General features: G+C 49.7%; 22 protein-coding genes. 9 read left to right on the top strand and 13 right to left on the bottom strand.

Translation table 11 applies throughout. The annotated features are described in order from the left end of the window. Position 1: 1 nt before the first annotated feature. From cysG to DSM2777_RS23635, 4 genes are all read left to right on the top strand, one after another. Entirely contained in the window at positions 2 to 1,384 is a 1,383-nt protein-coding gene (gene cysG / locus DSM2777_RS04910; protein ID WP_061555331.1) for a siroheme synthase CysG, read from the top strand. A gap of 223 nt (positions 1,385 to 1,607) precedes the next feature. Continuing rightward, entirely contained in the window at positions 1,608 to 2,861 is a 1,254-nt protein-coding gene (locus DSM2777_RS04905; RefSeq protein WP_061553321.1) for a collagen-like triple helix repeat-containing protein, read from the top strand. 104 nt (positions 2,862 to 2,965) lie between these two features. Continuing rightward, on the top strand, positions 2,966 to 4,687 hold the full coding sequence (locus DSM2777_RS04900; RefSeq protein ID WP_061553320.1) for a ShlB/FhaC/HecB family hemolysin secretion/activation protein: 1,722 nt from the start codon (positions 2,966 to 2,968) through the stop codon (positions 4,685 to 4,687). Between the two features lie 323 nt (positions 4,688 to 5,010). Then, positions 5,011 to 5,184, top strand: a complete 174-nt coding sequence (locus DSM2777_RS23635) for a YhfL family protein (protein ID WP_064645381.1) — start codon at positions 5,011 to 5,013, stop codon at positions 5,182 to 5,184. A 256-nt stretch (positions 5,185 to 5,440) separates the two neighbouring features. Here the strand turns inward: DSM2777_RS23635 and trpS are convergent, their stop codons facing one another. The 12 genes from trpS to DSM2777_RS04840 all read right to left on the bottom strand — a co-directional run bounded on the left by trpS (position 5,441) and on the right by DSM2777_RS04840 (position 15,641). Beyond that, positions 5,441 to 6,445 carry a tryptophan--tRNA ligase gene (gene trpS / locus DSM2777_RS04895; protein WP_046459767.1) on the bottom strand — a complete coding sequence of 335 codons (1,005 nt, stop codon included), beginning with the start codon at positions 6,443 to 6,445 and terminating at the stop codon, positions 5,441 to 5,443. 19 nt (positions 6,446 to 6,464) lie between these two features. Beyond that, positions 6,465 to 7,181 (bottom strand): phosphoglycolate phosphatase, encoded by a 717-nt coding sequence (locus tag DSM2777_RS04890; RefSeq protein ID WP_046459766.1) that lies wholly within the window; start codon positions 7,179 to 7,181, stop codon positions 6,465 to 6,467. Then, the gene (gene rpe / locus DSM2777_RS04885) at positions 7,174 to 7,851 is read right to left on the bottom strand and encodes a ribulose-phosphate 3-epimerase (protein ID WP_025799279.1); all 678 of its coding nucleotides are present in this window, start codon (positions 7,849 to 7,851) and stop codon (positions 7,174 to 7,176) included. Before rpe ends, DSM2777_RS04890 begins: the two co-directional genes overlap by 8 nt. 39 nt (positions 7,852 to 7,890) lie before the next feature. Further along, positions 7,891 to 8,703 (bottom strand): adenine-specific DNA-methyltransferase, encoded by an 813-nt coding sequence (gene dam / locus DSM2777_RS04880; protein WP_046459765.1) that lies wholly within the window; start codon positions 8,701 to 8,703, stop codon positions 7,891 to 7,893. A gap of 148 nt (positions 8,704 to 8,851) precedes the next feature. Continuing rightward, on the bottom strand, positions 8,852 to 9,961 hold the full coding sequence (locus DSM2777_RS04875) for an SPOR domain-containing protein (RefSeq protein WP_046459764.1): 1,110 nt from the start codon (positions 9,959 to 9,961) through the stop codon (positions 8,852 to 8,854). An 84-nt stretch (positions 9,962 to 10,045) separates the two neighbouring features. After that, a complete protein-coding gene (gene aroB / locus DSM2777_RS04870) occupies positions 10,046 to 11,131 on the bottom strand; it encodes a 3-dehydroquinate synthase (RefSeq protein WP_040047001.1) in 1,086 nt (361 codons plus the stop codon). A 165-nt stretch (positions 11,132 to 11,296) separates the two neighbouring features. Continuing rightward, positions 11,297 to 11,815, bottom strand: a complete 519-nt coding sequence (gene aroK / locus DSM2777_RS04865; RefSeq protein WP_046459763.1) for a shikimate kinase AroK — start codon at positions 11,813 to 11,815, stop codon at positions 11,297 to 11,299. A gap of 321 nt (positions 11,816 to 12,136) precedes the next feature. Further along, entirely contained in the window at positions 12,137 to 13,444 is a 1,308-nt protein-coding gene (gene hofQ / locus DSM2777_RS04860) for a DNA uptake porin HofQ (RefSeq protein ID WP_061553319.1), read from the bottom strand. Then, on the bottom strand, positions 13,441 to 13,782 hold the full coding sequence (locus tag DSM2777_RS04855) for a hypothetical protein (protein WP_061553318.1): 342 nt from the start codon (positions 13,780 to 13,782) through the stop codon (positions 13,441 to 13,443). The genes hofQ and DSM2777_RS04855 overlap by 4 nt, the downstream gene beginning before the upstream one ends. A gap of 185 nt (positions 13,783 to 13,967) precedes the next feature. After that, entirely contained in the window at positions 13,968 to 14,288 is a 321-nt protein-coding gene (locus DSM2777_RS04850) for a hypothetical protein (RefSeq protein WP_061553317.1), read from the bottom strand. Beyond that, positions 14,281 to 14,811, bottom strand: a complete 531-nt coding sequence (locus tag DSM2777_RS04845) for a PilN domain-containing protein (RefSeq protein ID WP_061553316.1) — start codon at positions 14,809 to 14,811, stop codon at positions 14,281 to 14,283. Before DSM2777_RS04845 ends, DSM2777_RS04850 begins: the two co-directional genes overlap by 8 nt. Continuing rightward, the gene (locus DSM2777_RS04840; RefSeq protein ID WP_061553315.1) at positions 14,799 to 15,641 is read right to left on the bottom strand and encodes a type IV pilus biogenesis protein PilM; all 843 of its coding nucleotides are present in this window, start codon (positions 15,639 to 15,641) and stop codon (positions 14,799 to 14,801) included. The genes DSM2777_RS04845 and DSM2777_RS04840 overlap by 13 nt, the downstream gene beginning before the upstream one ends. 120 nt (positions 15,642 to 15,761) lie before the next feature. On the opposite strand from DSM2777_RS04840, the gene mrcA reads away from it, so the two are divergent. Continuing rightward, positions 15,762 to 18,332: a peptidoglycan glycosyltransferase/peptidoglycan DD-transpeptidase MrcA gene (mrcA, locus tag DSM2777_RS04835; RefSeq protein ID WP_061553314.1), complete on the top strand. Its 2,571-nt coding sequence runs from the start codon at positions 15,762 to 15,764 to the stop codon at positions 18,330 to 18,332. Positions 18,333 to 18,397: 65 nt separating this feature from the next. On the opposite strand, the gene nudE is transcribed toward mrcA, so the two are convergent. Continuing rightward, the gene (nudE, locus tag DSM2777_RS04830) at positions 18,398 to 18,964 is read right to left on the bottom strand and encodes an ADP compounds hydrolase NudE (protein ID WP_046459756.1); all 567 of its coding nucleotides are present in this window, start codon (positions 18,962 to 18,964) and stop codon (positions 18,398 to 18,400) included. Positions 18,965 to 19,413: 449 nt separating this feature from the next. Between nudE and DSM2777_RS04825 the strand changes: the two genes are divergently transcribed. From DSM2777_RS04825 to hslO, 4 genes are all read left to right on the top strand, one after another. Beyond that, entirely contained in the window at positions 19,414 to 21,528 is a 2,115-nt protein-coding gene (locus DSM2777_RS04825) for an IgaA/UmoB family intracellular growth attenuator (protein WP_046459755.1), read from the top strand. A gap of 94 nt (positions 21,529 to 21,622) precedes the next feature. Beyond that, positions 21,623 to 22,315, top strand: coding sequence for a GMP/IMP nucleotidase (yrfG, locus tag DSM2777_RS04820; protein ID WP_025799303.1), 693 nt, complete (start codon positions 21,623 to 21,625; stop codon positions 22,313 to 22,315). Positions 22,316 to 22,373: 58 nt separating this feature from the next. After that, the gene (gene hslR, locus DSM2777_RS04815; protein ID WP_046459754.1) at positions 22,374 to 22,790 is read left to right on the top strand and encodes a ribosome-associated heat shock protein Hsp15; all 417 of its coding nucleotides are present in this window, start codon (positions 22,374 to 22,376) and stop codon (positions 22,788 to 22,790) included. A gap of 49 nt (positions 22,791 to 22,839) precedes the next feature. After that, on the top strand, positions 22,840 to 23,721 hold the full coding sequence (gene hslO, locus DSM2777_RS04810; RefSeq protein WP_040047009.1) for an Hsp33 family molecular chaperone HslO: 882 nt from the start codon (positions 22,840 to 22,842) through the stop codon (positions 23,719 to 23,721). Positions 23,722 to 23,945: the final 224 nt, after the last annotated feature.

Here is a 23,945-nt window from a genome sequence, read left to right as displayed (position 1 = left end):
GATGGACTATTTACCGATTTTTTGTCAACTGCAGCAAAAAGCCTGCCTGCTCGTCGGCGGTGGCGAAGTCGCTGAACGCAAAGCACGACTGCTGATGGATGCAGGGGCAGATATCATGGTTAACGCCAAAGAGTTCACCCCACAATTTGATCTATGGGCACAAGATGGCAAGCTAAAACAGGCACATGGCGAATTTTCTCCCGCGCTGTTGGAAGGCGTTTGGCTGGTTATTGCTGCAACCGATGATGAGAACGTTAACGATCTTGTCTATCAGCAAGCCAGTGAGCGTCAGATCTTCTGCAACGTGGTCGATGCCCCTAAACGTGCCAGTTTCATCATGCCTTCTATCATCGACCGCTCCCCGCTGATGGTGGCGGTTTCTTCAGGCGGTAAATCGCCGGTACTTGCTCGATTGCTACGTGAAAAGCTTGAAGCTATTTTGCCTCAGCATTTGGGTCAGCTAGCCCGCCTTGCCGGTGACCTACGCCAGCAGGTGAAAGATAAATTCTCAACGATTACGCTACGCAGGCGTTTTTGGGAGCGCCTGTTCGCGCACGATCGTCTTGCTCAGTCTTTGGCAAACCAAGACGCCGAGATGGTCGATAAGCATCTTACCGATCTGTTTGAACAACCATTGGAGCAGCGTGGCGAAGTGGTTCTTGTCGGCGCTGGACCAGGGGATGCAGGGCTACTGACGCTGAAAGGCTTGCAGCAGATCCAACAGGCTGACGTCGTGGTTTATGACCGTCTGGTTTCTGACGACATCATGAATTTAGTCCGCCGTGACGCTGAACGTATTTTCGTGGGCAAACGCGCGGGTTTCCACTGCGTACCTCAAGATGAAATCAACCAAATCCTGCTGCGCAACGCCCGCAATGGCAAACGCGTGGTGCGATTAAAAGGTGGCGATCCCTTTATTTTTGGTCGCGGAGGCGAAGAGCTGGAAGTGCTAGCAGATGACAGCATTGCCTTCTCCGTCGTTCCCGGGATTACTGCGGCGTCCGGCTGTTCAGCCTACAGTGGCATTCCACTCACCCATCGTGATTACGCTCAAAGCGTGCGTTTGGTTACCGGCCATGCCAAAAAAGATACCTCGCTCGACTGGGCAAATTTAGCGGCTGAAAAACAAACCTTAGTGTTTTATATGGGATTGAGCCAAGCCACTGAAATCCAGACACAGTTAATCAAACACGGAATGAGCGAGTCCATGCCTGTTGCCTTGGTGGAAAACGGTACTTCAGTGCAGCAGAAAGTGGTCACAGGCGAACTTGCTGCTTTAGGTGAGCTGGCACAACAGGTTGAAAGTCCAAGCCTGATTATCGTTGGTGCTGTCGTTTCCCTGCGCGACAAACTGAATTGGTTCAGTGGGACAACTAATAAATAAATCTTAATTATTGTCAGATAATTGGATTAATACCTCCGCAAAACCCCGCATCCAAATAAAGCCTTGAGAGCAGCAAGCTCAAGGCTTCACATCAATTAAAAACTAAAAATTCATATTATTCATCACAGAAGAAAATAAAGGATTCCTTCACATGGCGTAGGATAATTCTAACTCTTACACTTGAATTACGCCGCTTTGGCGTTTTCATCTGCGGAGTCATCCTATGAGCCAGAAAACTTTTGGCCGCCTAAGTACCATTGGGGTGGCAATAATTTTAGCGCTGTCGCTTGCTGCCTGTAGTGGCGGCGGCGGTGGCTCGCACAATACGGCAAAAAATGGTTCTCCCGGCACCGTTGGCGGTGGGTCTGATGGTGGCGGAACCGGCGGAGGCTCTGGTGGTGGAACCGGCGGGGGCTCTGGTGGTGGAACCGGCGGGGGCTCTGGTGGCGGAACCGGCGGGGGCTCTGGTGGCGGAACCGGCGGAGGCTCTGGTGGCGGAACCGGCGGAGGTTCTGGTGGTGGAACCGGCGGAGGTTCATCCTCACAAACGGCAGCGGCTAATATTATCAAAGATACTGGCGGTGCTCTCAACGGCGTAGGTAGCCAGATTAGTTCGCTGGGTACTCAGCTTCCTCTGCCCGCCAATAACCCAGTGACATCTACGGTGCAGATAGTCACCAGCACCGGCGGCGGCGCTGTCTCTAATATTGGTTCTGGTTTACAAAACGGGCTCGGTAACAGTTCAAATGCCAACGGATTAGGGACAACCGTCGCTGGTGTCACGAAAGCTACCGGTAACGTCGGATCAGGTGTCACAGGCATTGGCAACAATGTCAGTGCATTAGGTGGTAACACACCGCTCAATGGTGTGACACAAACCGCAGGTGGCTTAGTAAGCGGAACCGGAGGTCTTGTCACCAATGTCAGTAACGGGTTGACGACCAGCGTACAAACGGGAGCCCTTTCCGGCACAACTACCGGCGTAACTAGCGTGGTAAATCCTGTACTTTCTCAGACTCAAACCGTAACGCAGACCGTTGGCGGAGCCACTGGACTTGGCACACCGGTGAATGGGCTCCTTACCAGCGTTGGAAACGGTGTCAGCGGCGCTGGCTCACAGCTGAGCACCAGTGTCCCTGCCTTAAATGGTGCTGGCCAAGCAGTAACAAGCGTGGGTAATGCGGTGACCGATAGCGGTGGGTTAGTGAAGCCAACGACCTCTGGCAGTAGCGCTGGTGGCCTTGGTTCGATCACGGCAGGTTTAGGCGCTGGAGTTTCAGCGACAACGCCTGCTGGCAGTGCTGGCTTAGGTGGCGGATTAATCACCACGGTAAGCGGTATAACCTCTGGAGTAACGAGCGTCACTGGGGCTGGGGTTGGGGTTTCGACAACCGGAGCCTCTGGTGCAACAAGCAATAACGGCTCTAGTGGGTTATTGGGTGGAGTCTCTGGATTACTCACACCTAAGAATAAATAACATATCAAGTTATTATGGCGATCCCGTAGGTTTATTGCCAAGCGGTCCGGGATCGCCAATTTGCTCGTTGAGTTTCTTTGATTTTTCTTCATAAGGAACCCGCTATGAAATTAAAAACTCTGGCCGTTGTACTCTCTGGTATGACGATTGGCAGCAGCTTTGCGGAAATACTTCCTGCTTTTATCGATCCTAATAATCCAACAAAACTAGCAACTCAGGCAGGAAAACCGCTCCCTCAGCCTTCAAAGGTCGATGTTCCCAAAGTCTCCTCCCCTTCAAACAACATCCCTACGCTCACACCGAATACGCTGATTGATGTGAGGCATATCGTTTTTATTGGTGGAACCCGCTATCCGTTACAGGAATTGATTCAGCCTTATACCGGGGTTATTGGTCAGAAAGTGCCTTTGAGCACACTTATCTCCATCACCAACACCATAACCCAGAGATATCAAAAAGACGGCTATGTTCTTTCCTATGCCTATCTTCCCGCTGATAATTTTCACAACGGTAACGTGCAGGTTGGTCTGGTCGAAGGCTATATTGCTAATACAAGAATTCAAAGCGATAACGCGGCCGTTGGCGGCTGGCTGACAAAACTGTCAAAACGCATCATGGAAGAGAAGCCGCTCACACAGAAAACCTTTGAGCGCTATAGCATTTTGATGTCGAAAACCCCTGATACCAAAGTCACCGCCAGCGCCGCGCCGCCCAATAATATCTTTGGCGCAGCAGAAATGGTTGTCGACGCGAAGCACCCACGCAACTGGGATGTCAATACCACATTCGACTCACGTAAAGGCGAAAGCCTCGCTTTCGTGAACGCCACGTTCAGCGGATTTAGCAACTATGGCGAACAGCTTGCCGTTTCGACATTAGTCCCACTCGATAAAAGCACACGCAAAAGCCTGCTAGGGTTGAACTATCAGCAATATGTCAACGACAGCGGGCTGCTTATGCAGCTCAAAGGGAGCTTTGTTCAACAAAATCCTGACGATTACACCACGCTTCTTACAACAAGCAACGGTGTTTCTCTTGATGCTAAAGAGAAACAGACGCAGTACAACGGAGGCGTCGCATTCAGTTATCCATTGATGCTAACTCGTCAGCAGCAATGGACCGTGAATGGTGAACTCGACTATCTCGACAAACGCTACGACTACAAACTGCGGGTCAGAAATGCGACCCAGCAGGCTGCCTTGCCCGATGCCAATTTCCATACACGCTATCCAGCGGCAGAATTTTCTCTCAACGGCTATCGTGAATATACCCAGTCCTATTGGAGTACGCGATTTGGTATACGGCAAGGCATTAACGACTTCGGCGCAACCAATACCAATTCCCCCGCAGACCTATCATTTACGAGCTATAGATGGAATGGAGAAGCGGCTTATCTGTTTGATAAAAAGTGGCGCTTAAGCACTTCGCTTGAAGGTGATTGGACCGATAACACGCTACCTGAACCAGAGCGAGTCTCATTTGGTGCACAGCGCTATGGCCGAGGCTATCCAGATGGCGAAGCCAGCGGCGATTATGGCTATGGGGGACAAATAGAAATGCGCTATCTGCATAATAGAGAACAGGGAGAATGGCTAAAGACCGTGCAACCTTATGTGTTGATGGATACGGCACATACCCAGTTTAACCAAAGCGGCCTGCCCACTCAGAACCTTGCCTCCTATGCCGTTGGTGTTATGTTGGGTGATAACAAGCATTACTCATTGACCTTTGAAGGCGCACGTCCGATTGCTGACCTCCCCAGCGATAGCAATCGTCGAGATTGGCGTTTTAGCGCCACCTTTACCTATAACTTCAGAAATGACTAAACGCTATTGATAGCCAAAATTAAAATAATTACTTTAGACTCACTAAAAATATATCCTCCTTTATATTTAGGAGGATATATTAATTTTAGGCTAATCAGCACATACCAATCTATAAACAGCATCATATTCATAACAGTTTAACTTTGCTTAAATAAGCTTTCATTACTTATAGAGTAATTAAATAGCCAATTAACTTGTCAGTATATTTTTTATAACTTATAGTGCAGCCGTTCTATTTTACAGCCTAGTTTATATTTATAATTTTCATCCAAGTGGAATATATTTAAAAACTATCAATACGCATTTAAGATAAGGAATATCTAATGAACAACCTGATTAAAATTGCCATTGTCGCCGCAGTTCTTTCAACACTGACCGCATGCAGCGGACACATTGATAACAAAGCAAAAAACTGTAGCTATGACTATTGGTTCACCCCTGCTCTTTCTATTTCTAAAATGATCGGCGGCTGTGGCCCTGTGGAGAAACAACCATAGAATTATTTGGTTGAATGAACATATCAGAAATTAACCTATTTATGCTTGCCAGTTTATTACTGATGAGCATAAATAATATTAAGCTACGCCATCTATCGTTATAGTTTATTTCCTTTCTTATTTCCCCGAACAAACAAGCATAAATTTCTTAATATTATAAATTCACATTTCAATAAATAGAAAACTCATGGGGTTATTAGAAACAAAAAACCCGCCATCAATAAGCGGGTTTTTGATTACGACTAAGCGTTAGATATTATGGCTGAGCAACAAAGCCAATAGCATCATAGACTTTCTTCACCGTGTCTTGTGCACGCGCACGCGCTTTCTGAGCACCGTCACGCATGACCTGTTGCAAGAAAGCTTCATCATTACGGAAACGGTTATAACGCTCCTGTAGTTCTGTCAGCATTCCAGAAACTGCATCGGCAACGGCACCTTTTAAATGGCCGTACATCTTACCTTCAAACTCTTGTTCGAGTTCTGGGATAGTTTTACCCGTTACGCCAGCCAGAATATCCAGCAGGTTGGAAACACCGGCCTTATTCACGACGTCATAACGCACTACTGCTGGCTCATCAGAATCGGTGACCGCACGTTTGATCTTCTTAACAACAGACTTAGGATCTTCCAATAAGCCGATAACGTTATTACGGTTATCATCAGATTTGGACATCTTTTTGGTCGGCTCTAATAAAGACATCACGCGAGCACCAGACTTAGGAATAAACGGCTCTGGCACTTTAAAGATATCACCATAAAGTGCGTTGAAACGTGCTGCCACATCGCGGCTCAGTTCCAGATGCTGTTTCTGATCTTCGCCCACCGGTACCTGAGTCGTTTGATACAGCAAGATATCCGCCGCCATCAGCACAGGATAATCGAACAAACCCGCATTGATATTTTCAGCATAGCGTGCCGATTTATCTTTGAACTGCGTCATACGGCTCAGCTCACCGAAATAGGTGTAGCAGTTAAGCACCCAGCCAAGCTGAGCATGTTCAGGAACATGAGACTGAACAAAGATAGTGCTTTTCTCTGGATCAATACCGCAGGCTAAATACAACGCCAGCGTATCCAAAGTCGCTTTACGCAGCTGCTGAGCATCCTGACGCACGGTGATAGCGTGCTGGTCAACGATGCAATAAATGCAGTCGTATTCATCTTGCATCTGCACCCACTGGCGCAAAGCACCCATGTAGTTACCAATGGTCAGTTCACCAGATGGCTGTGCGCCACTGAAAACGATGGGCTTACTCATGTCACAGTTCCTATACGTCTTAGCTTAAAGGGGGCAGCCCGATCAGGGGCAACAAGTCAGAAAATTGGTTTAGCACACAGCTTGGCTCACTGCGTTCGATGGGTTCACCGTAGTTATAACCATAGGTCATCCCCACCGATGGACACCCAGCGGCATGCGCGGCCTGAATATCGTTACGAGAATCGCCGACGAACAGCAATTCACTCGCCAGTACGCCAGTTTTGGCCAGTACCAGATATAACGGCGCGGGATGGGGTTTTTTCTTCACCACGTCATCACCACCCACGATATGAGTGAAATAACTATCGATGCCAAGGGAGATCAACAATGGTCGAACAAACGGCGTAGGCTTATTGGTAATCAGCGCAAGCAAATAACCATGCTGAGACAACGAAGCGAGCGTTTGCGCCACCTCAGGATAAAGCTGACTGCCCGTTTCAACCGTGCTGGCATAATAAAAATCAAATGCGGCGCGGGTACGCTGACACAGTGCATCGGTTGGCTCTTGATCGGCCCAGACTAAGGCGCGATTCACCAGCATATCAGCACCGTTTCCGATCCAGTTTTTTACCCGCTCCAGTCCAGGAATAGGCAGGCCTAATTCCTTCATAGCTTTGTCCATAGCAGCCGCTAGGCCCGAAGCACTATCCACCAGCGTGCCATCCAAATCGAAGGCAATCGCCTGAATGCCTTCAAAACGTTTGGATATGAACTGGGTAGAGCCGGAGCTACTCATTACACGCCTTGGCAATTTCGCCACGCATCTGAGTGATAATCTGTTCGTAATCTGGATGACCAAAGATCGCGGAGCCAGCAACAAACATGTCTGCACCGGCGGCAGCGATGGCGCCAATATTATCGACCTTCACACCGCCGTCGACTTCTAAACGAATGTCGCGGCCGCTGGCATCGATAAGCTTACGTACCTGACGCAGTTTATCCAACGTTGCAGGGATAAACGACTGACCACCGAAGCCGGGATTCACCGACATCAGCAGGATCACATCCACTTTATCCATCACATATTCAAGATAGCTCAGCGATGTTGCAGGATTGAACACCAAACCGGCTTTGCAGCCCAAGGATTTAATCAGCTGTAATGAACGATCAACATGCTCAGAGGCTTCAGGATGGAAAGAGATAATGCTAGCGCCTGCCTCAGCGAAGTCTGGAATGATGCGGTCGACGGGTTTCACCATCAAGTGCACATCAATAGGCGCAGTGATACCGTAATCGCGCAGTGCCTTACACACCATCGGACCGATGGTTAAATTCGGGACATAATGATTATCCATTACGTCAAAATGAACAACGTCAGCGCCTGACGCCAAAACTTTGGCAGTATCTTCCCCCAAACGGGCAAAGTCTGCAGACAAAATCGACGGGGCAATTAAATACTGTTTCATCCGTTTCTCCATGTGCTCGGTTCAGACACTGTGCAAATTTCAGGAATACAGCGCCAGCAATTCGTCTACTTTGTTACGTCCACCGACTTTGCTGCTAATCGTTCGGCGTGCGCTCACAACAAACAGATCGGCCTGTGCATACCAGTGGCGTGTCAGCTCGGTGTCATGATTAGAGATCAGAACCGGGATTTTATGCTGCAACGATAAGTTTGATGCCACTTCAGCGAGCTTTAATTGATCTGTCATGCTGAAGCTGTTGGTGTGATAAGCCGTAAAGTTCGCAGTTGCAGACAGTGGTGCATAAGGCGGATCGCAATACACCACCGTTCCATCCACCGCCTGGCTCATCGACTGTGTATAGTGTTCGCAAACAAAAGTCGCTTTCTGCGCTTTCTGCGCAAACCAATACAATTCAGCTTCAGGGAAATAGGGTTTCTTGTAGCGACCAAACGGTACATTGAATTCACCACGAGAGTTATAGCGGCATAATCCGTTATAACAATGTCGGTTCAAGTACAGGAACAACACCGCTCTGCGGTACGGATCCTGGCTCTGATTAAACTCAGACCGCAGGGCATAAAACATCTCAGATTGATTAAACTCTCCGCTAAACATCACTTTAGCATCACGAACAAAGTTATCAGGCTGAGTTTTAACGATGTTGTACAGATTGATCAGGTCAGCGTTAATATCCGCTAACAGGTATTCCTCATAATCCGTATTCAAAAATACGGAACCGGCCCCAACAAAGGGCTCGATCAACCGCTTTCCGGCAGGCAAATATCGACGAATTTCGTCTACCAGTGGATACTTTCCACCAGCCCATTTTAAAAAAGCGCGGTTTTTCTTCATGCCGTCAGTAAGCTACTTTTACAATTCAAATCGGCGGATCAAACACTGTTCTAGACAGCACATCAGCGCGCATTTTATACCGTTCTTATTGGCAGCTGCGACGACCATAAGCGATCTCGCAGCTGCAATAACTTAGGTATACCACTGTTTATTTTTTAACGTCTTTTTGTACTTGGCTCATCGGACGTACCCAAGGGTTCTTCGCCTGAACATCAGCAGGCAGCGTAGACACCGCCCGTTTTGCTTCAGCCGAGCTTGAGTAACTTCCGCTCACCAGTACGTACCAAGGCTTGCCGTTACGGGTAGTTTCATAAACCCAATAATGAGCCAAATTCTGTTTTTTCGCATAGGCGTTCAAAGAATCTGAACGCGATGCGCTGCTCAACTGCAACGTGTAGTGGTTAGAAGGCGCACCTTTCAGTGACGCATTCGCACCGCTAACGGCAGAACTGACCGCGTGTGTTGCAGGTTTAGTGGCCGTCGTTGCTGGCGTCTTGGTGTTTGTTGGTTTAGCAGCGTTTGCCGTATGCGTAGGCGTTTTGCTAACCGTTGTTTTGCCTGAGTGCGGCTTGGTGACATTACTGTTTGCCGTAGACGCAGGCTTAGTTTGGATCGGACGGATATTTTGCGCAGTTCCGTTGTTGGTAGCAGGCTTAGAAACAGCAGCACCCGATCCCAAGGTAGCCGGAGCCGTTGGCAATGTTGAAGCATTAGCTCCACCATCAATACCCTGCACCGCAGAGTCAACCTGCCCTTGCTGTTGAGTCAACGCATCAGACATGTTGTTGCCAGCCAGATCAATACGCTGCTGCCCTTGCTCACCTTGAACAGGTGCAGCCTGAGTTGGCGTATTGGAAATCGGCGGAACAGACACGTCTTGTGGCTGCGCGGCTGGCGCGTTTCCAGCGTCAGCGGAATGATCAATCATACCGGAGTTGTTCACACCGCTGCCATCGTGGGCATCAGTGGTATTACTCGCCGTATTATTGGATAAGGAAGAAGATCCCGACAGGCTGATATCTTTGGTTCCACCGTTGCTAGCCTGCTGGCCTGCCTCACCTTTCGAAGGCGATTTCAACGCTGAACCAATGCCGATGATCAACACCAACAGCACTAAAATACCAATCCCCATCATCATATGTTGACGAGATACCGCTAATTTCGGTGCTGAAGGACGAGCCTTGCGTGTGCGCGTCGGGCGACGATCGCTTGCATCAGGCTTTAGATCTTCATCAGGTTTGAACTCTTCTTCTTCCATATCCACCCTCCAGTCAGAGGCAAAACCGGTGGGGCGTTTTGATTCTCACCGGTCAATTCAATATTCAATGATTCAACAACATCATCAACCGCGGCAATCCGCAATCGCAGCCAAGACAATCTCATGGGCTACGCCTGAACGTACTTCTGACTGACCAATCGCTGTTGGCAGCACCAGACGCAGTTCACCCGCCAGCACCTTCTTATCACGCATCATGTGTGGTAAATAAGATTCTGGAGTCATACTTTTTGGCCCAGTAACTGGTAGCCCAGCACGTGCAATTAACGTTCTTACACGAGCGACATCTGCCTCGCTGAATTGGCCCAGACGACGCGCAGTTTCAGCGGCCATCATCATACCCGCCGCAACGGCTTCACCGTGTAACCAATTACCGTAGCCCATTTCTGCTTCAATCGCATGGCCATAAGTATGGCCAAGATTCAGCAGTGCACGTACACCCTGCTCTTTCTCATCCGCGGCGACGACTTCAGCTTTAAGCTCACAGCAGCGGCGAATGCAGTACGCCATAGCTTTATTATCAAGCGCCAATAGCTCATCCAGATGCTCTTCTAACCATACGAAGAATTCACCATCAAGAATGATGCCGTACTTGATAACCTCAGCTAAGCCTGAAGCAAGTTCGCGCGCTGGCAGCGTTTTCAAACAGTCGATATCCACCACGACAGACGCGGGCTGATAAAAGGCCCCGATCATGTTCTTACCCAGTGGATGGTTAACGGCTGTTTTCCCGCCAACGGAAGAGTCGACCTGAGACAACAATGTTGTTGGCACCTGAATGAAACGCACTCCGCGCTGATAGCACGCAGCCGCAAAACCGGTTAGATCGCCAATAACACCGCCGCCCAAAGCGATAAGCGTGGTATCACGCCCGTGGGGCTTTTGCAGCAATGCAGTAAAGACTTGCTCCATCACAGACAACGTTTTGTATTGCTCGCCGTCCGGCAAGATCACCTGATCTACCCGAACACCGGTCTGCTCAAGCGCATGTTTGACACGTTCAAGATATATTGGCGCCAGTGTTTCATTGGTCACTAACATAGCCTGATCGCCTGCCTTTAAAGGCAGAAATGAAGCAGGCTCCTCAAACAAACCAGAGGCTATCGTTATCGGGTAGCTACGCTCCCCAAGAGTGACGGTAATCCTTTCCATGGTGTGCTCAGAACCTTTTTCAGATTAAGAATTCAGTGTATAGCCAAATTAGCTGGGATAACTGAAAGCCAGCACGTGAACGAACCCCGACCAACCTACATGAGTAAGTTATTCCGGCGAACGCACACAGCTAACGTCGCGATAACCCAAGTAACAAGGGTATTATTAGTTACTTTCCAGCATATGAATAATCTGGTTAGCAACAACTTTAGCACTTTGATCATCTGTACGGATGGTCACATCAGCAATTTCTTCGTACAGTGGATTGCGTTCTTTTGCCAACTCTTCCAGCACTTCACGCGGTGTATCTACCTGCAACAACGGACGTTTCTTATCACGCTGTGTACGAGCCAATTGCTTCTCGATAGTGGTTTCAAGATAAACAACCACGCCGCGAGCTGACAAGCGGTTACGAGTCTCGCGAGATTTCACGGAACCACCACCAGTTGCCAGAACAATGCCTTGTTTTTCAGTCAGTTCATTGATGACTTTTTCTTCACGATCGCGGAATCCTTCTTCACCTTCCACGTCGAATACCCAGCTAACATCAGCGCCGGTGCGTCGCTCAATTTCTTGATCGGAATCGAAGAACTCCATATTCAGTTGCTGAGCTAACTGACGACCAATAGTACTTTTGCCGGCACCCATAGGCCCAACCAGAAAGATATTGCGTTTCTCTGCCATGTTTTTCGGTACTACTAAGACAATTCGTTAATGATAACCCGCCCCGCCAATCAAATTAGCGACGGGACCTAAACTGAAACCTCATGAGCGATAGTGTGAGATCAGACGAAAAATTATCTCAACACTCTAGGTAGTTTGGCAACCGAATAAATCACAGCGCACGCCAAAGGTTACTTCACGGCGATAACGCTTTGGCCGGGGTACGGAAAAGCTCGGTGCTTAATTCGCTACCCTTGTAAGCTAAATCAAGCGCAGCGTCAAACGCGGAAACCATTCATGTGATAAAAATTTCTACCTTTTGAGCAAAAAAGTATCGAATGCTTAATTCCTGAGTAATGCAGTGGGCATTTCCGTTTTTACCAATCTTGGCGTGATAAAAATCACCAGTTCACGCCGTTTTGCCTCTTCCGTTGAGTCGCGAAACAGCGCACCAAGTAAGGGAACATCGCCCAATTTTGGCACCTGTGTTTTTCCATGCACAGTTTGCCGTTGAAAAATCCCGCCTAGGATAACAGTTTCGCCATCATTCAGGGTGACCTGTGTTTTGATCTCCTGCTTATCAATGGCCAAAGCTTCTCCATCACCCTGCTTAATACTCCTACCCGGCATATTTTGCGTGATCTGTAACATCAGCGTGATTTTTCCATTTCGCATCACCCGAGGCGTGACCTCCATCCCCAACACCGCCTCTTTAAATTCTATCGAGGTCGATCCACTGGCACCGCTAGAAACCTCATAAGGAATTTCAGTACCTTGTTTGATACTTGCCGTCTGTAAATTTGTCGCCATCAGGTGAGGACTGGCAATAATTTCCACGTTATCCTCTTTTTCCAGAGCCGAAAGCTCCAGCTCTAATAAGCGACCACCAATGCGCGCAACTTGAAAACCAGCGTTAAATGCACGCCCTTCCACCGGCAACCCCATGTTGAATTGGTTCAGCCGAAAGCCGCTTGAGTCAGACGTCGCGCTATCTTCAGGCTCTGTAGTTCCCCAACGAATCCCTAGCTCATTCAAGCTTTCACGATTGATGGTCACAATATGCGCGGTTAACTGCACCTGTGAAACGGGTTGATCGAGCTCTGCGATCCAAGCCTGAGCCGCTCGGGTATTTTCGGGAAAGTCCCGCACCAAAATCGTGTTGGTGCGCGGATCGGCGCTGATACTGCCCTGTGCGCTTAACAACCCACTTTTTTGTTGCGTCAGGCTTTTGACCACGGCATCCACATCCGCCTGCTGCAACGCAATGGAAACAGACGTTTTCTCCAGATCTTTCTCTTGCTGCTGTTTTTTATGCACCAACTCCAGGTGCCTATCAACGCTCTCCGCTGTCTGTACAAAGAGAATATTGCCCGTTTGTTCAATCGATAACTGATTCATACGTGCTATTGCTTGTAATGCCCGCTGCCACGGTACATCAACCAATTTCACTGAGGTATTTCCTTTAACCTCGTCACTCACCATTAAATTAAGGTGGCGATTATCCGCTAGCGCCTGCAGCACGTTAACCAAAGGCGCGTCAAAGAAGGTAAGGGTTATTGGGGTGCTATCACGCGACGGCGCAGAGAGTGCCGAAAAAGCGCTAAGCCAGAGCAAACAACCATACCAAAATTCCTTTTTCACCTTTTTCATTCCATGGACTCCCTTTCAGCGCTTATCGCCGGACAACTAAACGGATAAACAGCCGGTTTTTCGAACACCGAAAACTCATTATTTTTCGATGCATCTTCCACATCACTACGCGGCGAGAACAACGGCACAGCAACCATTGCGCCCCCGCTCGTTGAAGCCACCCACACTCGCCAACAGCGGCCATCACCAATCACGCCCAAAACCCGCCCAGTGTCAGTCTCAACGGATATTGATGGCGGTATCAAAGGATGAAAAGGATCTCTTTCCGCCTGAGAGGAGCTAACCGATATAACGCCTAGGCATACAAACACAGGAACTTGCCAGCCATGACTCTTCATATTCCCTCTCCCGCGAGTGAGAGCTGTCCTGAGATCGTTTCAGATTCCGACTCAAGCTCTAGCCGTGTGATGAACCGAGCACAGCTAGCCAGTTCATTCACTAACTGCACAAGCTGAGAGAAGCTTAGCGAGCCTTTGATCCCCCAACCGGCTCCCTTTTCGCCATGAACTTTCGGTTCTTTCTGTCACGCCATCTGTTGAGAAAAACGTTCACCAACGGGCAAATCAGCACACTGCGCCGCTAACGGTTTTATCGATATGGCATTAATAGAAAGCTGCAACAGTGAGGCCTGCTGGCTTAAGACATGAATACTCAATCGCTCCCACGCGGCTTGTGCATCTTGCTGACGTTGCCAAGAAGATGATTCAGCCCGTTGAGACAACGCGACCACGCCAAACCCACCTAGCGCGCTGCAAGACAGGAAGATGGCACAGACAACCGCATAAAAACGCTGTTGGCTTAACTCACATAACCAATCAATTACATACTCTGTAGCGCTATTCATGCTGACCACCTTCAAGCAAAAATTTTTGTAGCCCTGATTCGGCCACGCTCATTTTCATGAGTTGCAGCTCGGGCAAAACGGCGCTTTGATGCAGGTGTTGTGTAAAGGCTGAAACGGCGGCCGGTGTTGACGTCACCCCTTCAATGGCTAAGCGATTTGCATGCCATGAAAGACGTGTCAGCCACACCTGCGCCGGAATACGGCGTTGTAGCGCTAAAATAAAGGCTAGGATCTGCCGATCGTTTTCGCGGTTGCGCTCAGATTGTTGATTCTGGCGCAGCTGATTTTTTGCCTGTAGCGTCCACGCGGCGAGTTGAACCTGCTGATGCTGTAACTGCTGGCTCTGTCGTTGCGACACGGCTGTTGCAGCCTCCCAACGTTGAACTTGGCGATGCACTTGATAAGCGGAATAGATGGCTATCAATATCAAAATAGCCACCACAGCCGCGAAGCACAGCATACAAAGCCGTAGCCGCTGAGTGCGCAAAATCGAAAACCAAGGGCAAAGGTTTATCTGCTCCATGAAGTTCTCTCCTCGCACAACGCCAACCCGACGGCCAAAGCAAACATCTCCGGCTGCGAGGGCAAAGGCGGTTGTAGGTAAGTCAGCGCTCGAAATGGCGACCAGCCTGAGGCGTTGTTAGTTCCACAAGTGAGTACTTCTGGGCTGTCGATCCCTTGAAGCCCTGCATGCGCAACGGCTCGTTCGATCAGTTCAGGCATCGACTCACCGCTTTGGCGCGCGATAAACCCAAACGCCAGCGGCTGAGAGAAAGGCGCAGTCCACGTCAGCACATATTCCCCCACATGCAGCAATAATGCCGTTGGCGACTGCCCGCTGAGAGCCGCCGCTCGCCGTAGCGCGCAAGGGGTGATATCCGCAACGTTCGGTGTCAGACCGGCAGCAATCAATGGGGTTTGCCAATCGTGCATATCTTGCTGGCGCACAGCGGTCATCAGCCATGCTTTCGGGTGGGAGGGCAAACGCGTGTAGTCGCAGACAAACTCAGATCGAGGCAGCATAAGGCTTCGCTCGGCGGCTAAATCAAGAATGTTGCGCTGTAGGTTGATGGGCAAACTCATCTCGGGCGTTGAAATGCTTTGCTGCATAATGATTTCCGGCGATAGGCCGATACGTACTGATGTTCTACCGGGAAGCTGGCGGCGTAGGTCAGAAAGTCGATTATTCAGCCATTCCGATTGGCATAATCGTCCACTTTCGACCACATTTATGTGTGATGAAAACTGCCACCAACGCCTGAGCTGCCAGCCTTTACGCTGATAACTGACTGCCACGGCACAAAATGTCCGAGGCTGAATATCTATCCCTAACTGCCAAGTCCGTGCGAACATATGCAGCGATCTCCGTATCGTCAATGAAAGAAAAGAACGTATCCTCCGTGCTGGGTTGCCTTTATACTACTGCGCGTTTGTTTATAAACTGCCCAATTGACAAGTGATGGGAAATTCTAGGTGAAGTTCGTAAAGTATCTAATCATTCTTGCAGTCTGTTGCATTCTGCTGGGAGCGGCCACAGTATTTGGTCTATACAAATACGTTGAGCCACAGCTGCCCGATGTCGCGACGCTTAAAGACGTCCGTCTGCAAACACCGATGCAAGTCTATAGCGCCGATGGGTATCTCATCGCGCAATACGGTGAAAAACGCCGTGTACCTCTGCCGCTGAAACAAGTTCCGCCGCAGATGGTGAATGCCTTTATTGCGACTGAGGACAGTCGCTTCTTCGAACATCACGGTGTTGACCCGGTGGGGATTTTCCGCGCCGCTTCCGTGGCGTTATTCACAGGTCATGCCTCGCAAGGTGCGAGTACCATTACCCAACAGCTGGCGAGAAACTTCTTCCTGAGTCCAGAACGCACGCTGATGCGTAAGATCAAAGAGGCCTTCCTTGCGATCCGCATTGAGCAACTGCTGACTAAAGATGAAATTCTCGACCTGTATCTCAATAAAATTTATCTGGGTTACCGTGCCTACGGCGTTGGCGCTGCTGCACAGGTCTATTTTGGCAAAACCGTCGATCAGCTGACGCTGAGCGAAATTGCCATGATTGCCGGTCTGCCAAAAGCACCGTCAACCTTTAACCCGCTGTATTCTCATGACCGTGCCTTAGCTCGCCGTAACGTGGTACTGAGCCGCATGTTGGACGAGAAATACATCACTCGCGCTGAATATGACCAAGCACGTAGCGAGCCGTTAGAAGCGCGCTACCACGGGCCAGAAATCGACTTCTCTGCACCTTATCTGTCTGAAATGGTGCGTCAGGAGATGCTGAAACAGTACGGTGAAAATGCCTATACCGATGGCTATAAGGTTTACACCACCGTCACCAAGCGCCTGCAATTAGCCGCTCAAAGCGCGTTACGTAACAACGTTATCGCCTATGACATGCGCCACGGCTACCGTGGGCCGTCTAATGTGCTGTGGAAAGTGGGTCAGCCAACATGGTCGCGTGAGCAAATCATGAACTCGCTCAAAACATTGCCAACCTATGGGCCATTGCTGCCTGCGGTTGTCACTGAATCCAGCGCAGATGAAGCCACCGTCATGCTTGCCAACGGCGATAATGTCACGCTACCAATGGCGACAGTTCGCTGGGCGCGTCCGTTCAAAACCGATCGCGTTCAAGGCCCTACGCCGCGTCGCGTCAACGATGTGATTCAGCCGGGCCAGCAAATTTGGGTTCGTCAGGATGAAGAGCAGAAATGGTGGTTGGCGCAGGTTCCAGATGTGAACTCGGCGCTGGTTTCCCTTAACCCGCAAGACGGTGCCGTTAAAGCACTGGTGGGTGGTTTTGACTTCAACCAAAGTAAATTTAACCGCGTCACTCAGGCTCTGCGCCAAGCGGGCTCTAACATCAAGCCGTTCTTGTATACGGCAGCGATGGACAAAGGCTTAACGCTGGCATCGATTCTGAACGACTTACCGATCTCTCGCTGGGATGCGGGTGCAGGCACCGATTGGCGTCCTAAGAACTCACCGCCAACGTATGCAGGCCCAATTCGCCTGCGTCAGGGCTTAGGTGAATCGAAGAACGTGGTGATGGTGCGTGCGATGCGTGCGATGGGAGTAGATTATGCAGCGGAATATCTGCAGCGCTTCGGCTTCCCTGCGCAAAATATCGTGCATACCGAATCCTTAGCGTTAGGTTCTGCGTCGTTTACCCCAATGCAGCTGGTTCGCGGCTATGCGGTATTTGCTAACGGCGGTTACTTAATTGACCCTTACTTCATCACCAAAATTATCGACGGTGAAGATAAAGTGGTCTTCGAAGCTAAACCGAAGGTTGTTTGCGAAAGCTGTAATTTGCCAGTGATTTATGGGCAAACGCCAAAAGCCGTTGCGCTTACCGATGACAGCGTCGAAAACGTCGCCGTCTCTCAGGATAGCAACGCTAACGCGGCGGTGCCGATGCCTCAGCTTGAGCAAGTTACACCAGCGCAGATGAGTCAGGATTCGGATCAACAATACGCACCGCATGTGATCAACACGCCGCTGGCGTTCCTGATGCATGACGCACTCAACAGCAATATCTGGGGTGAGCCCGGTGGCGGCTGGATGGGTACCGGCTGGCGTGCAGGGCGTGATCTGAAACGTCATGATATCGGTGGTAAAACCGGTACGACCAACAGTTCAAAAGATGCGTGGTTCTCTGGCTATGGCCCAGATATCGTGACCAGCGTTTGGATTGGTTTTGACGATCATCGTCGCGATTTAGGCCGAACCACCGCGTCTGGCGCAATTAAAGATCAAATCTCCGGCGGCGAAGGCGGTGCGAAAAGCGCCCAGCCAGCGTGGGATGACTTTATGAAAGCCGCATTAGAAGGCGTTCCTGAGCAGAAAATGGCACCACCTCCGGGTATTGTTAGCGTCACTATCGACAAATACACCGGCAAACTCTCAGGCGGAGGCGCTGGCAGCAAGTCTGAATACTTTATCGATGGCACTCAGCCAACGGAGTACTCGGTACATGAAGCAGGCACCACGGTGACCGACAGCGGTGGCGAAAGCCACGAACTGTTCTAGTGCAGAACCACTGAAATGACAAAGGGGCCAATTGGCCCCTTTTTTATATTTCGCGCTGACGTAAATCAGCCAGCCTTAACGGCTCGCGCAGCCAAAAGCTCTCGCACTAAGAACAACGCGCTTACGCTGCGCGCTTCGCGGAAATCAGGATCGTCAAGCAGCTCCATCATGCGCGCGATCGGCCAGCGCACAACCGGCATCTGTTCTGGCTCATCCCCTTCCAAACGCTCAGGGAAAAGGTCTTCGGCCAAAACAATATTCATCCGACTGGAAAAATAGGAAGGAGCCATCGTCAGCTTATGCAAAAAAGTGAACTGCTCGGCACCAAAACCCGCCTCTTCCATTAACTCTCGATTTGCCGCCTGAAAAATGTCTTCGCCAGGATCAATCAGCCCTTTAGGAAAACCAAGTTCATAGCTCTCAATCCCGACAGCATATTCGCGGATCAGCAGTAGGTCGTCACCGAGGATAGGCACAATCATCACGGCTTCGCGCTCAGAGGGACGCATACGCTCATACACGCGGCGCACACCATTGCTAAACTCTAAGTCCACCGACTCCACATTAAACAGGCGTGAGCGTGCAATGGTTTCCACGCTGAGAATTTTTGGCTTTTGTGGGAGTTTTTCCATGATGGCCCCGAATTAATGGTTTCCCGTCGATTATCGTAATACTGCACTATCCAAATCATGGGAATGGCGACTGACAGGCGACATATTTTGATTCGATATTTTCGTTTATAGATGCAGATCACAGTAATTAGCTACTCTGCATTGTGCGCAGAAGGTGTGAGATTCGCAACAATTGTTGAGTATATTTTGCAGTCTTGTTTCCAGCCAGCCAGAGTCAAAAAATTCTACCCAATAAGCCGCTATTACTTGCCACACATGAGAAAAATCGGATAATGCCGATATAATCAGCAGGCTCCGACTGCTAACCTTTTTACTTAAATATGCGACAATCTTTGCAAAACTATAAATAAAATCATTTCATAACATATATTTATATTCGCTTTATAATTCATCAGTATAATGTCCTTTTGGACAAGGTGGAAAGGTGATGATTACCAAACGGGGTCGGCATGAGCGCACCAGCTATCGCATCAATCCTACTGATCCTTTGCCTGCTGATTGCCGGATGTGCCTATTGGTCTAAGATGAAAAAATCTGCCTTATTAACAACATCTTTCCCATTTCTTAAAACTAAACTGCGCAAACTGCAAAAAGATGAACTTCAGGCCATTGAGCAATATCTCAATAAGCTAGACTCTCCTTCAGGTTCTTCTCATGCACCCATGCCCGTAGCTCAACATCGCCTGATGCCTCAGGGGGATCGCGTTTACCCGCTCGTCCATGCGATAACCCGCTACGAACTGACCACCGACGATCCCAATAAAAGACGCTATTACCTTGATAATATTGAGGTTCACCTGCCCGTTTTTTGGGAACAATATATCGCCGACGATAACCAGCTTGAGGTGATCAAAACTCACAGCATTCCTTTGGTTATCTCCATCAACGGCCACTCGTTGGTTGACGCAGCACACGAGGATTTGCTTCCTCCTCCCGATAGCACCAGCAGCGCTTCAATTCGCCAAACCGAAAGTGAAAAAGTCGAGCTGCAAGGCGTTCGCAAAGAAACCCAGTTGGAGTACCAGCTCAGCCAGCAAGGCGGTATTCGCGAATCTATCGTCATCGTGGTGGCATTACTCATGCTGTATGCCAGCCTCATGAGCCCTAACGCCTTGATGCCGTGGCTGCTCACCGTTGCCACGGGGCTTATCGCATGGGGTATTTGGCGCTTGTACAGTCGCCCTTCCGAACGCGATCTGAAAGAAATCCACTGCATCCGCGGGATCCCCAAACGCTGGGGGTTATTTGGCGAGTCTAACGTTGGGCAAATCAACAACGTATCTCTAGGCACCTTAGATCTCATCTATCCCGCACATTGGCAGAACTATATTCAAAAAGATCTCGGGCATAAAACCGATATCGAGATGTATCTCAGTCGGCACGTGGTGCGTCAGGGGCGTTTCCTCTCACTGCACGATGAGGTTAAAAACTTTCCCCTGCAGCGCTGGGGACGCAATATCGTGCTGCTCGGTGGAGCGCTTCTTACGCTCACGTTGCTGCTCACGACTCAGCCTCTCAGCATCCCATTCAAACTCAGCTCCGCGTGGTTACATGGAACACACAGCGTTGATGTGAATAGCGTGAAATCGCTGGCTGCGCTGCCGCTGCACGTTGGGGATACCTTAAACATTCAAGGTACCGGCATGTGCCGTGTTCCCGCGTCCTATCAAGACGGAGTGCGCTATCCCTTTATGCCTTTTGATTGCTCGGCGATTTACTGGAGCAACGCAACCCCAATGTCTGCACCCGCGTCTGATATCGTAGATAACGCCGCGGCATTGCTTGCGACGGTGAATCGCCAGCTAAACGCGAACAATGAAGATCAGAAAGTTAACCCAGGACTGGCTAGCGCAATTCAAAAATCCGGCATGATCTTGCTAGATGACTTTGCTGATATCGTTTTGCGAACCGAAGATCTCTGTGCGCAACAGTCTGAATGCACAAGACTAAAAAATTCGCTGGTGAATCTTGGCAACAGCAAATCATGGAGCGCACTGCTGAAAAAAGCGCAAAACGGGGGGCTGGACGGCGTGAACGTGCTGCTACGTCCGGCGAGTGCCCAGCTATTATCAAACATCGTCAATAGCGCCGTCTCTTCGTTCTATTATCGCGAGACGCATCAGGCCGCACAGTCACTCACCGCAACGCCGCCGGGCGGGTTTTTGATTATCAGCGATGAAGGTAAGCAGTTGGTAAATCATCCACAGCCTGCCATTTCACTCTACGATTACACGGCTATCGATCAGTGGCGTGAGCTGGAGTCACTCTCACAGCAGCTACTGGCTACCCCGTTTAAAGCCAGCGGCGTGATCACCGAGCTAAGTACCGATGCCAACGGTACTCGGCATATTATGTTGCACAGCGAACCCGACGGCCTAACGCTATGGCGATACATCTTAACCTGCGCACTGCTGCTCGCTGTGACGCTGATTATTATCGTTAACGCACTGATGTTTATGTTCAGAATACAGAAATCGATGAATCGTATTCCTGAGATACAACGTTACTACGACCAGTGCATTAACCATAACATCATGCCTTTTGATACCGCCCCGCGCCGTTAATTTCAAGGGCTGGCATGACAAGCCACTCGAGTAAAAATATAATTCCTTAAGGCCAGCATCCGCTGGCCTTTTCGCCTATCTAGCAGGAGCCTGTATGTCCCCTACCCTGAACCATCAGCCGAATTTTAATTGGCAAGAAATCGAAACCGTATTGCTAGATATGGATGGAACATTGCTTGATCTGGAGTTTGACAGCTACTTTTGGCTTAATCTGGTGCCACAGACTCTGAGCGAGCGCCGCGGCATTACGCTTGATGAAGCCAAAAAACTCATCCGCCATGAATATAACGCGGTGCAACATACGCTGAATTGGTACTGCTTTGACTATTGGAGCGATCGTCTAGACTTAGATATCTATCAAATGACCTCCGAAGTTGGCGCTCGTGCGCGTTTACGCCAAGATACTCAACCGTTTTTAGAGGCACTTCGTGCCAGCGGCAGAAAAACTATTTTGCTGACTAACGCCCATCCACACGGGCTTGCGGTGAAGTTGCAGCACACCGGACTCGATCAGCATCTTGATTTATTATTTTCCACCCACACATTTGGTTATCCGAAGGAAGATCAGCGACTGTGGCAGGCGGTACAAAAACGTACTGGTTTTAATCCTGCAACTACGCTGTTTGTCGATGATGCCGAACCCATTCTGGATGCAGCCCAAAGCTATGGTATTCGCTACTGCCTTGGTGTTCGCAACCCGGACTCAAGCATGGCCGAAAAGCAATTCTCACGCCATCCGTCCATGAATGATTACCGTACATTATTGCCAGCCTTTCAGCCACAGTAGTTCGCTGCGGCAGCGAAAGCTCGGCACCTTGGGCGAACTCATACAGGTAGGAGCCGACATGAAAGGTAAGAACGAACAGGAAGACAGCGCCATTCGTTTGGATAAATGGCTCTGGGCCGCACGGTTCTATAAAACCCGCGCCATTGCCCGCGACATGGTCGACGGTGGCAAAGTCCACTACAACGGACAGCGCGGTAAGCCCAGCAAATCCGTAGAGATTGGCGCTGAAATTAAGCTACGCCAAGGCAATGACGATCGAACCGTTATCGTCACCGCGCTCACGGCACAGCGACGCGGCGCCGCCGATGCTCAGCAGCTTTATGAAGAAACAGCGGCCAGCATTGAAAACCGCGAAAAGGTTGCACTCGCACGCAAGATGAATGCGCTAACCATGCCGCATCCCGATCGCCGCCCTGACAAAAAAGAGCGTCGCACGTTGCTGAAATTTAAAAGCGAACAAGCTTCAAACGAATAAATTTAAAAACGGCTAGCTGGATAAACCGGCAGTCCTAAGAGAGAAAACCATGTCTAATCACGACCAATTACATCGCTATCTGTTTGAAAATATGGCCGTTCGCGGCGAGCTGGTCACCGCCAGCCACACTTTCCAGCAGATGCTCGAAAACCACAGCTATCCGGCACCGGTACAAACGCTGCTGGGCGAACTGTTGGTTGCCACTAGCCTTCTGACCGCTACGCTGAAATTTGACGGTGACATCACCGTTCAGCTTCAGGGCGATGGCCCATTGAAAATGGCCGTCATCAACGGTAACAACCAGCAGGAAATGCGCGGCGTTGCACGTTTGCAGGGCGATATCGCCGAAGGCAGCAGCATGCGTGAAATGTTAGGCAATGCGGTGATGGTTATTACCATCACACCAAGCGAAGGCGAGCGTTATCAGGGCGTAGTTGGCCTAGAAGGTGAAACGCTGGCTGAATGCTTAGAAGCCTATTTCATGCAGTCTGAACAGCTGCCAACCCGTTTGTTCATCCGTACCGGTGAGCACGATGGCAATGCATGTGCAGCCGGTATGTTGTTGCAAATCATGCCTGCACAGCCGAATAACGTGGAAGATTTATCGCATCTGGCTCAGCTGACCGCGACGGTAAAATCTGAAGAGCTGTTCGGTCTTCCAGCAAACGAAGTGCTTTATCGTCTTTATCATCAGGAAGAAGTCACCCTGTATGAGCCACAAGACGTCACTTTCCGCTGCACCTGTTCACGCGAGCGCAGCGCCAGCGCACTGCTGACCGTTCCAGTGGAAGAGCTGAACCACATGTTAGAAGAAGATGGCAACATCGATATGCACTGTGATTACTGCGGTAACCACTATGTATTTGATAAAATTGATATCGAATCATTACTGGCAGGTGGACAAAACCACAACGACGAGTGCGTTCATTAAGCATTAATGTCGTCATGCCAAACACGAAGCCCGCCATTGTGCGGGCTTTTTCATTGATCCTGCTCAGCATATATAGATTATCTACGCGCAAATTCCGTGGCATCCATCTCATAACTGAATGAAAGCCGGATGAAAATTGTTTTTTTTGATGGTTCTCTCGGTTAAACAGGCTCCAATCTTTGACACTAGACCTAGTAAAAAATCTAATCTTACAAGGAAAGGAG

It is taken from the genome of Obesumbacterium proteus, from assembly GCF_001586165.1.
GTDB lineage: Bacteria > Pseudomonadota > Gammaproteobacteria > Enterobacterales > Enterobacteriaceae > Hafnia > Hafnia protea.
This window is presented reverse-complemented; position numbering and strand designations above follow the sequence as displayed.

Excerpts from the sequence above, each read along its gene's own strand:
- cysG (WP_061555331.1), top strand. The coding sequence starts at position 2 with ATGGACTATTTACCGATTTTTTGTCAACTGCAGCAAAAAGCCTGCCTG.
- DSM2777_RS04905 (WP_061553321.1), top strand. The coding sequence starts at position 1,608 with ATGAGCCAGAAAACTTTTGGCCGCCTAAGTACCATTGGGGTGGCAATA.
- DSM2777_RS04900 (WP_061553320.1), top strand. The coding sequence starts at position 2,966 with ATGAAATTAAAAACTCTGGCCGTTGTACTCTCTGGTATGACGATTGGC.
- DSM2777_RS23635 (WP_064645381.1), top strand. The coding sequence starts at position 5,011 with ATGAACAACCTGATTAAAATTGCCATTGTCGCCGCAGTTCTTTCAACA.
- trpS (WP_046459767.1), bottom strand. The coding sequence starts at position 6,445 with ATGAGTAAGCCCATCGTTTTCAGTGGCGCACAGCCATCTGGTGAACTG.
- DSM2777_RS04890 (WP_046459766.1), bottom strand. The coding sequence starts at position 7,181 with ATGAGTAGCTCCGGCTCTACCCAGTTCATATCCAAACGTTTTGAAGGC.
- rpe (WP_025799279.1), bottom strand. The coding sequence starts at position 7,851 with ATGAAACAGTATTTAATTGCCCCGTCGATTTTGTCTGCAGACTTTGCC.
- dam (WP_046459765.1), bottom strand. The coding sequence starts at position 8,703 with ATGAAGAAAAACCGCGCTTTTTTAAAATGGGCTGGTGGAAAGTATCCA.
- DSM2777_RS04875 (WP_046459764.1), bottom strand. The coding sequence starts at position 9,961 with ATGGAAGAAGAAGAGTTCAAACCTGATGAAGATCTAAAGCCTGATGCA.
- aroB (WP_040047001.1), bottom strand. The coding sequence starts at position 11,131 with ATGGAAAGGATTACCGTCACTCTTGGGGAGCGTAGCTACCCGATAACG.
- aroK (WP_046459763.1), bottom strand. The coding sequence starts at position 11,815 with ATGGCAGAGAAACGCAATATCTTTCTGGTTGGGCCTATGGGTGCCGGC.
- hofQ (WP_061553319.1), bottom strand. The coding sequence starts at position 13,444 with ATGAAAAAGGTGAAAAAGGAATTTTGGTATGGTTGTTTGCTCTGGCTT.
- DSM2777_RS04855 (WP_061553318.1), bottom strand. The coding sequence starts at position 13,782 with ATGAAGAGTCATGGCTGGCAAGTTCCTGTGTTTGTATGCCTAGGCGTT.
- DSM2777_RS04850 (WP_061553317.1), bottom strand. The coding sequence starts at position 14,288 with ATGAATAGCGCTACAGAGTATGTAATTGATTGGTTATGTGAGTTAAGC.
- DSM2777_RS04845 (WP_061553316.1), bottom strand. The coding sequence starts at position 14,811 with ATGGAGCAGATAAACCTTTGCCCTTGGTTTTCGATTTTGCGCACTCAG.
- DSM2777_RS04840 (WP_061553315.1), bottom strand. The coding sequence starts at position 15,641 with ATGTTCGCACGGACTTGGCAGTTAGGGATAGATATTCAGCCTCGGACA.
- nudE (WP_046459756.1), bottom strand. The coding sequence starts at position 18,964 with ATGGAAAAACTCCCACAAAAGCCAAAAATTCTCAGCGTGGAAACCATT.
- DSM2777_RS04825 (WP_046459755.1), top strand. The coding sequence starts at position 19,414 with ATGAGCGCACCAGCTATCGCATCAATCCTACTGATCCTTTGCCTGCTG.
- yrfG (WP_025799303.1), top strand. The coding sequence starts at position 21,623 with ATGTCCCCTACCCTGAACCATCAGCCGAATTTTAATTGGCAAGAAATC.
- hslR (WP_046459754.1), top strand. The coding sequence starts at position 22,374 with ATGAAAGGTAAGAACGAACAGGAAGACAGCGCCATTCGTTTGGATAAA.
- hslO (WP_040047009.1), top strand. The coding sequence starts at position 22,840 with ATGTCTAATCACGACCAATTACATCGCTATCTGTTTGAAAATATGGCC.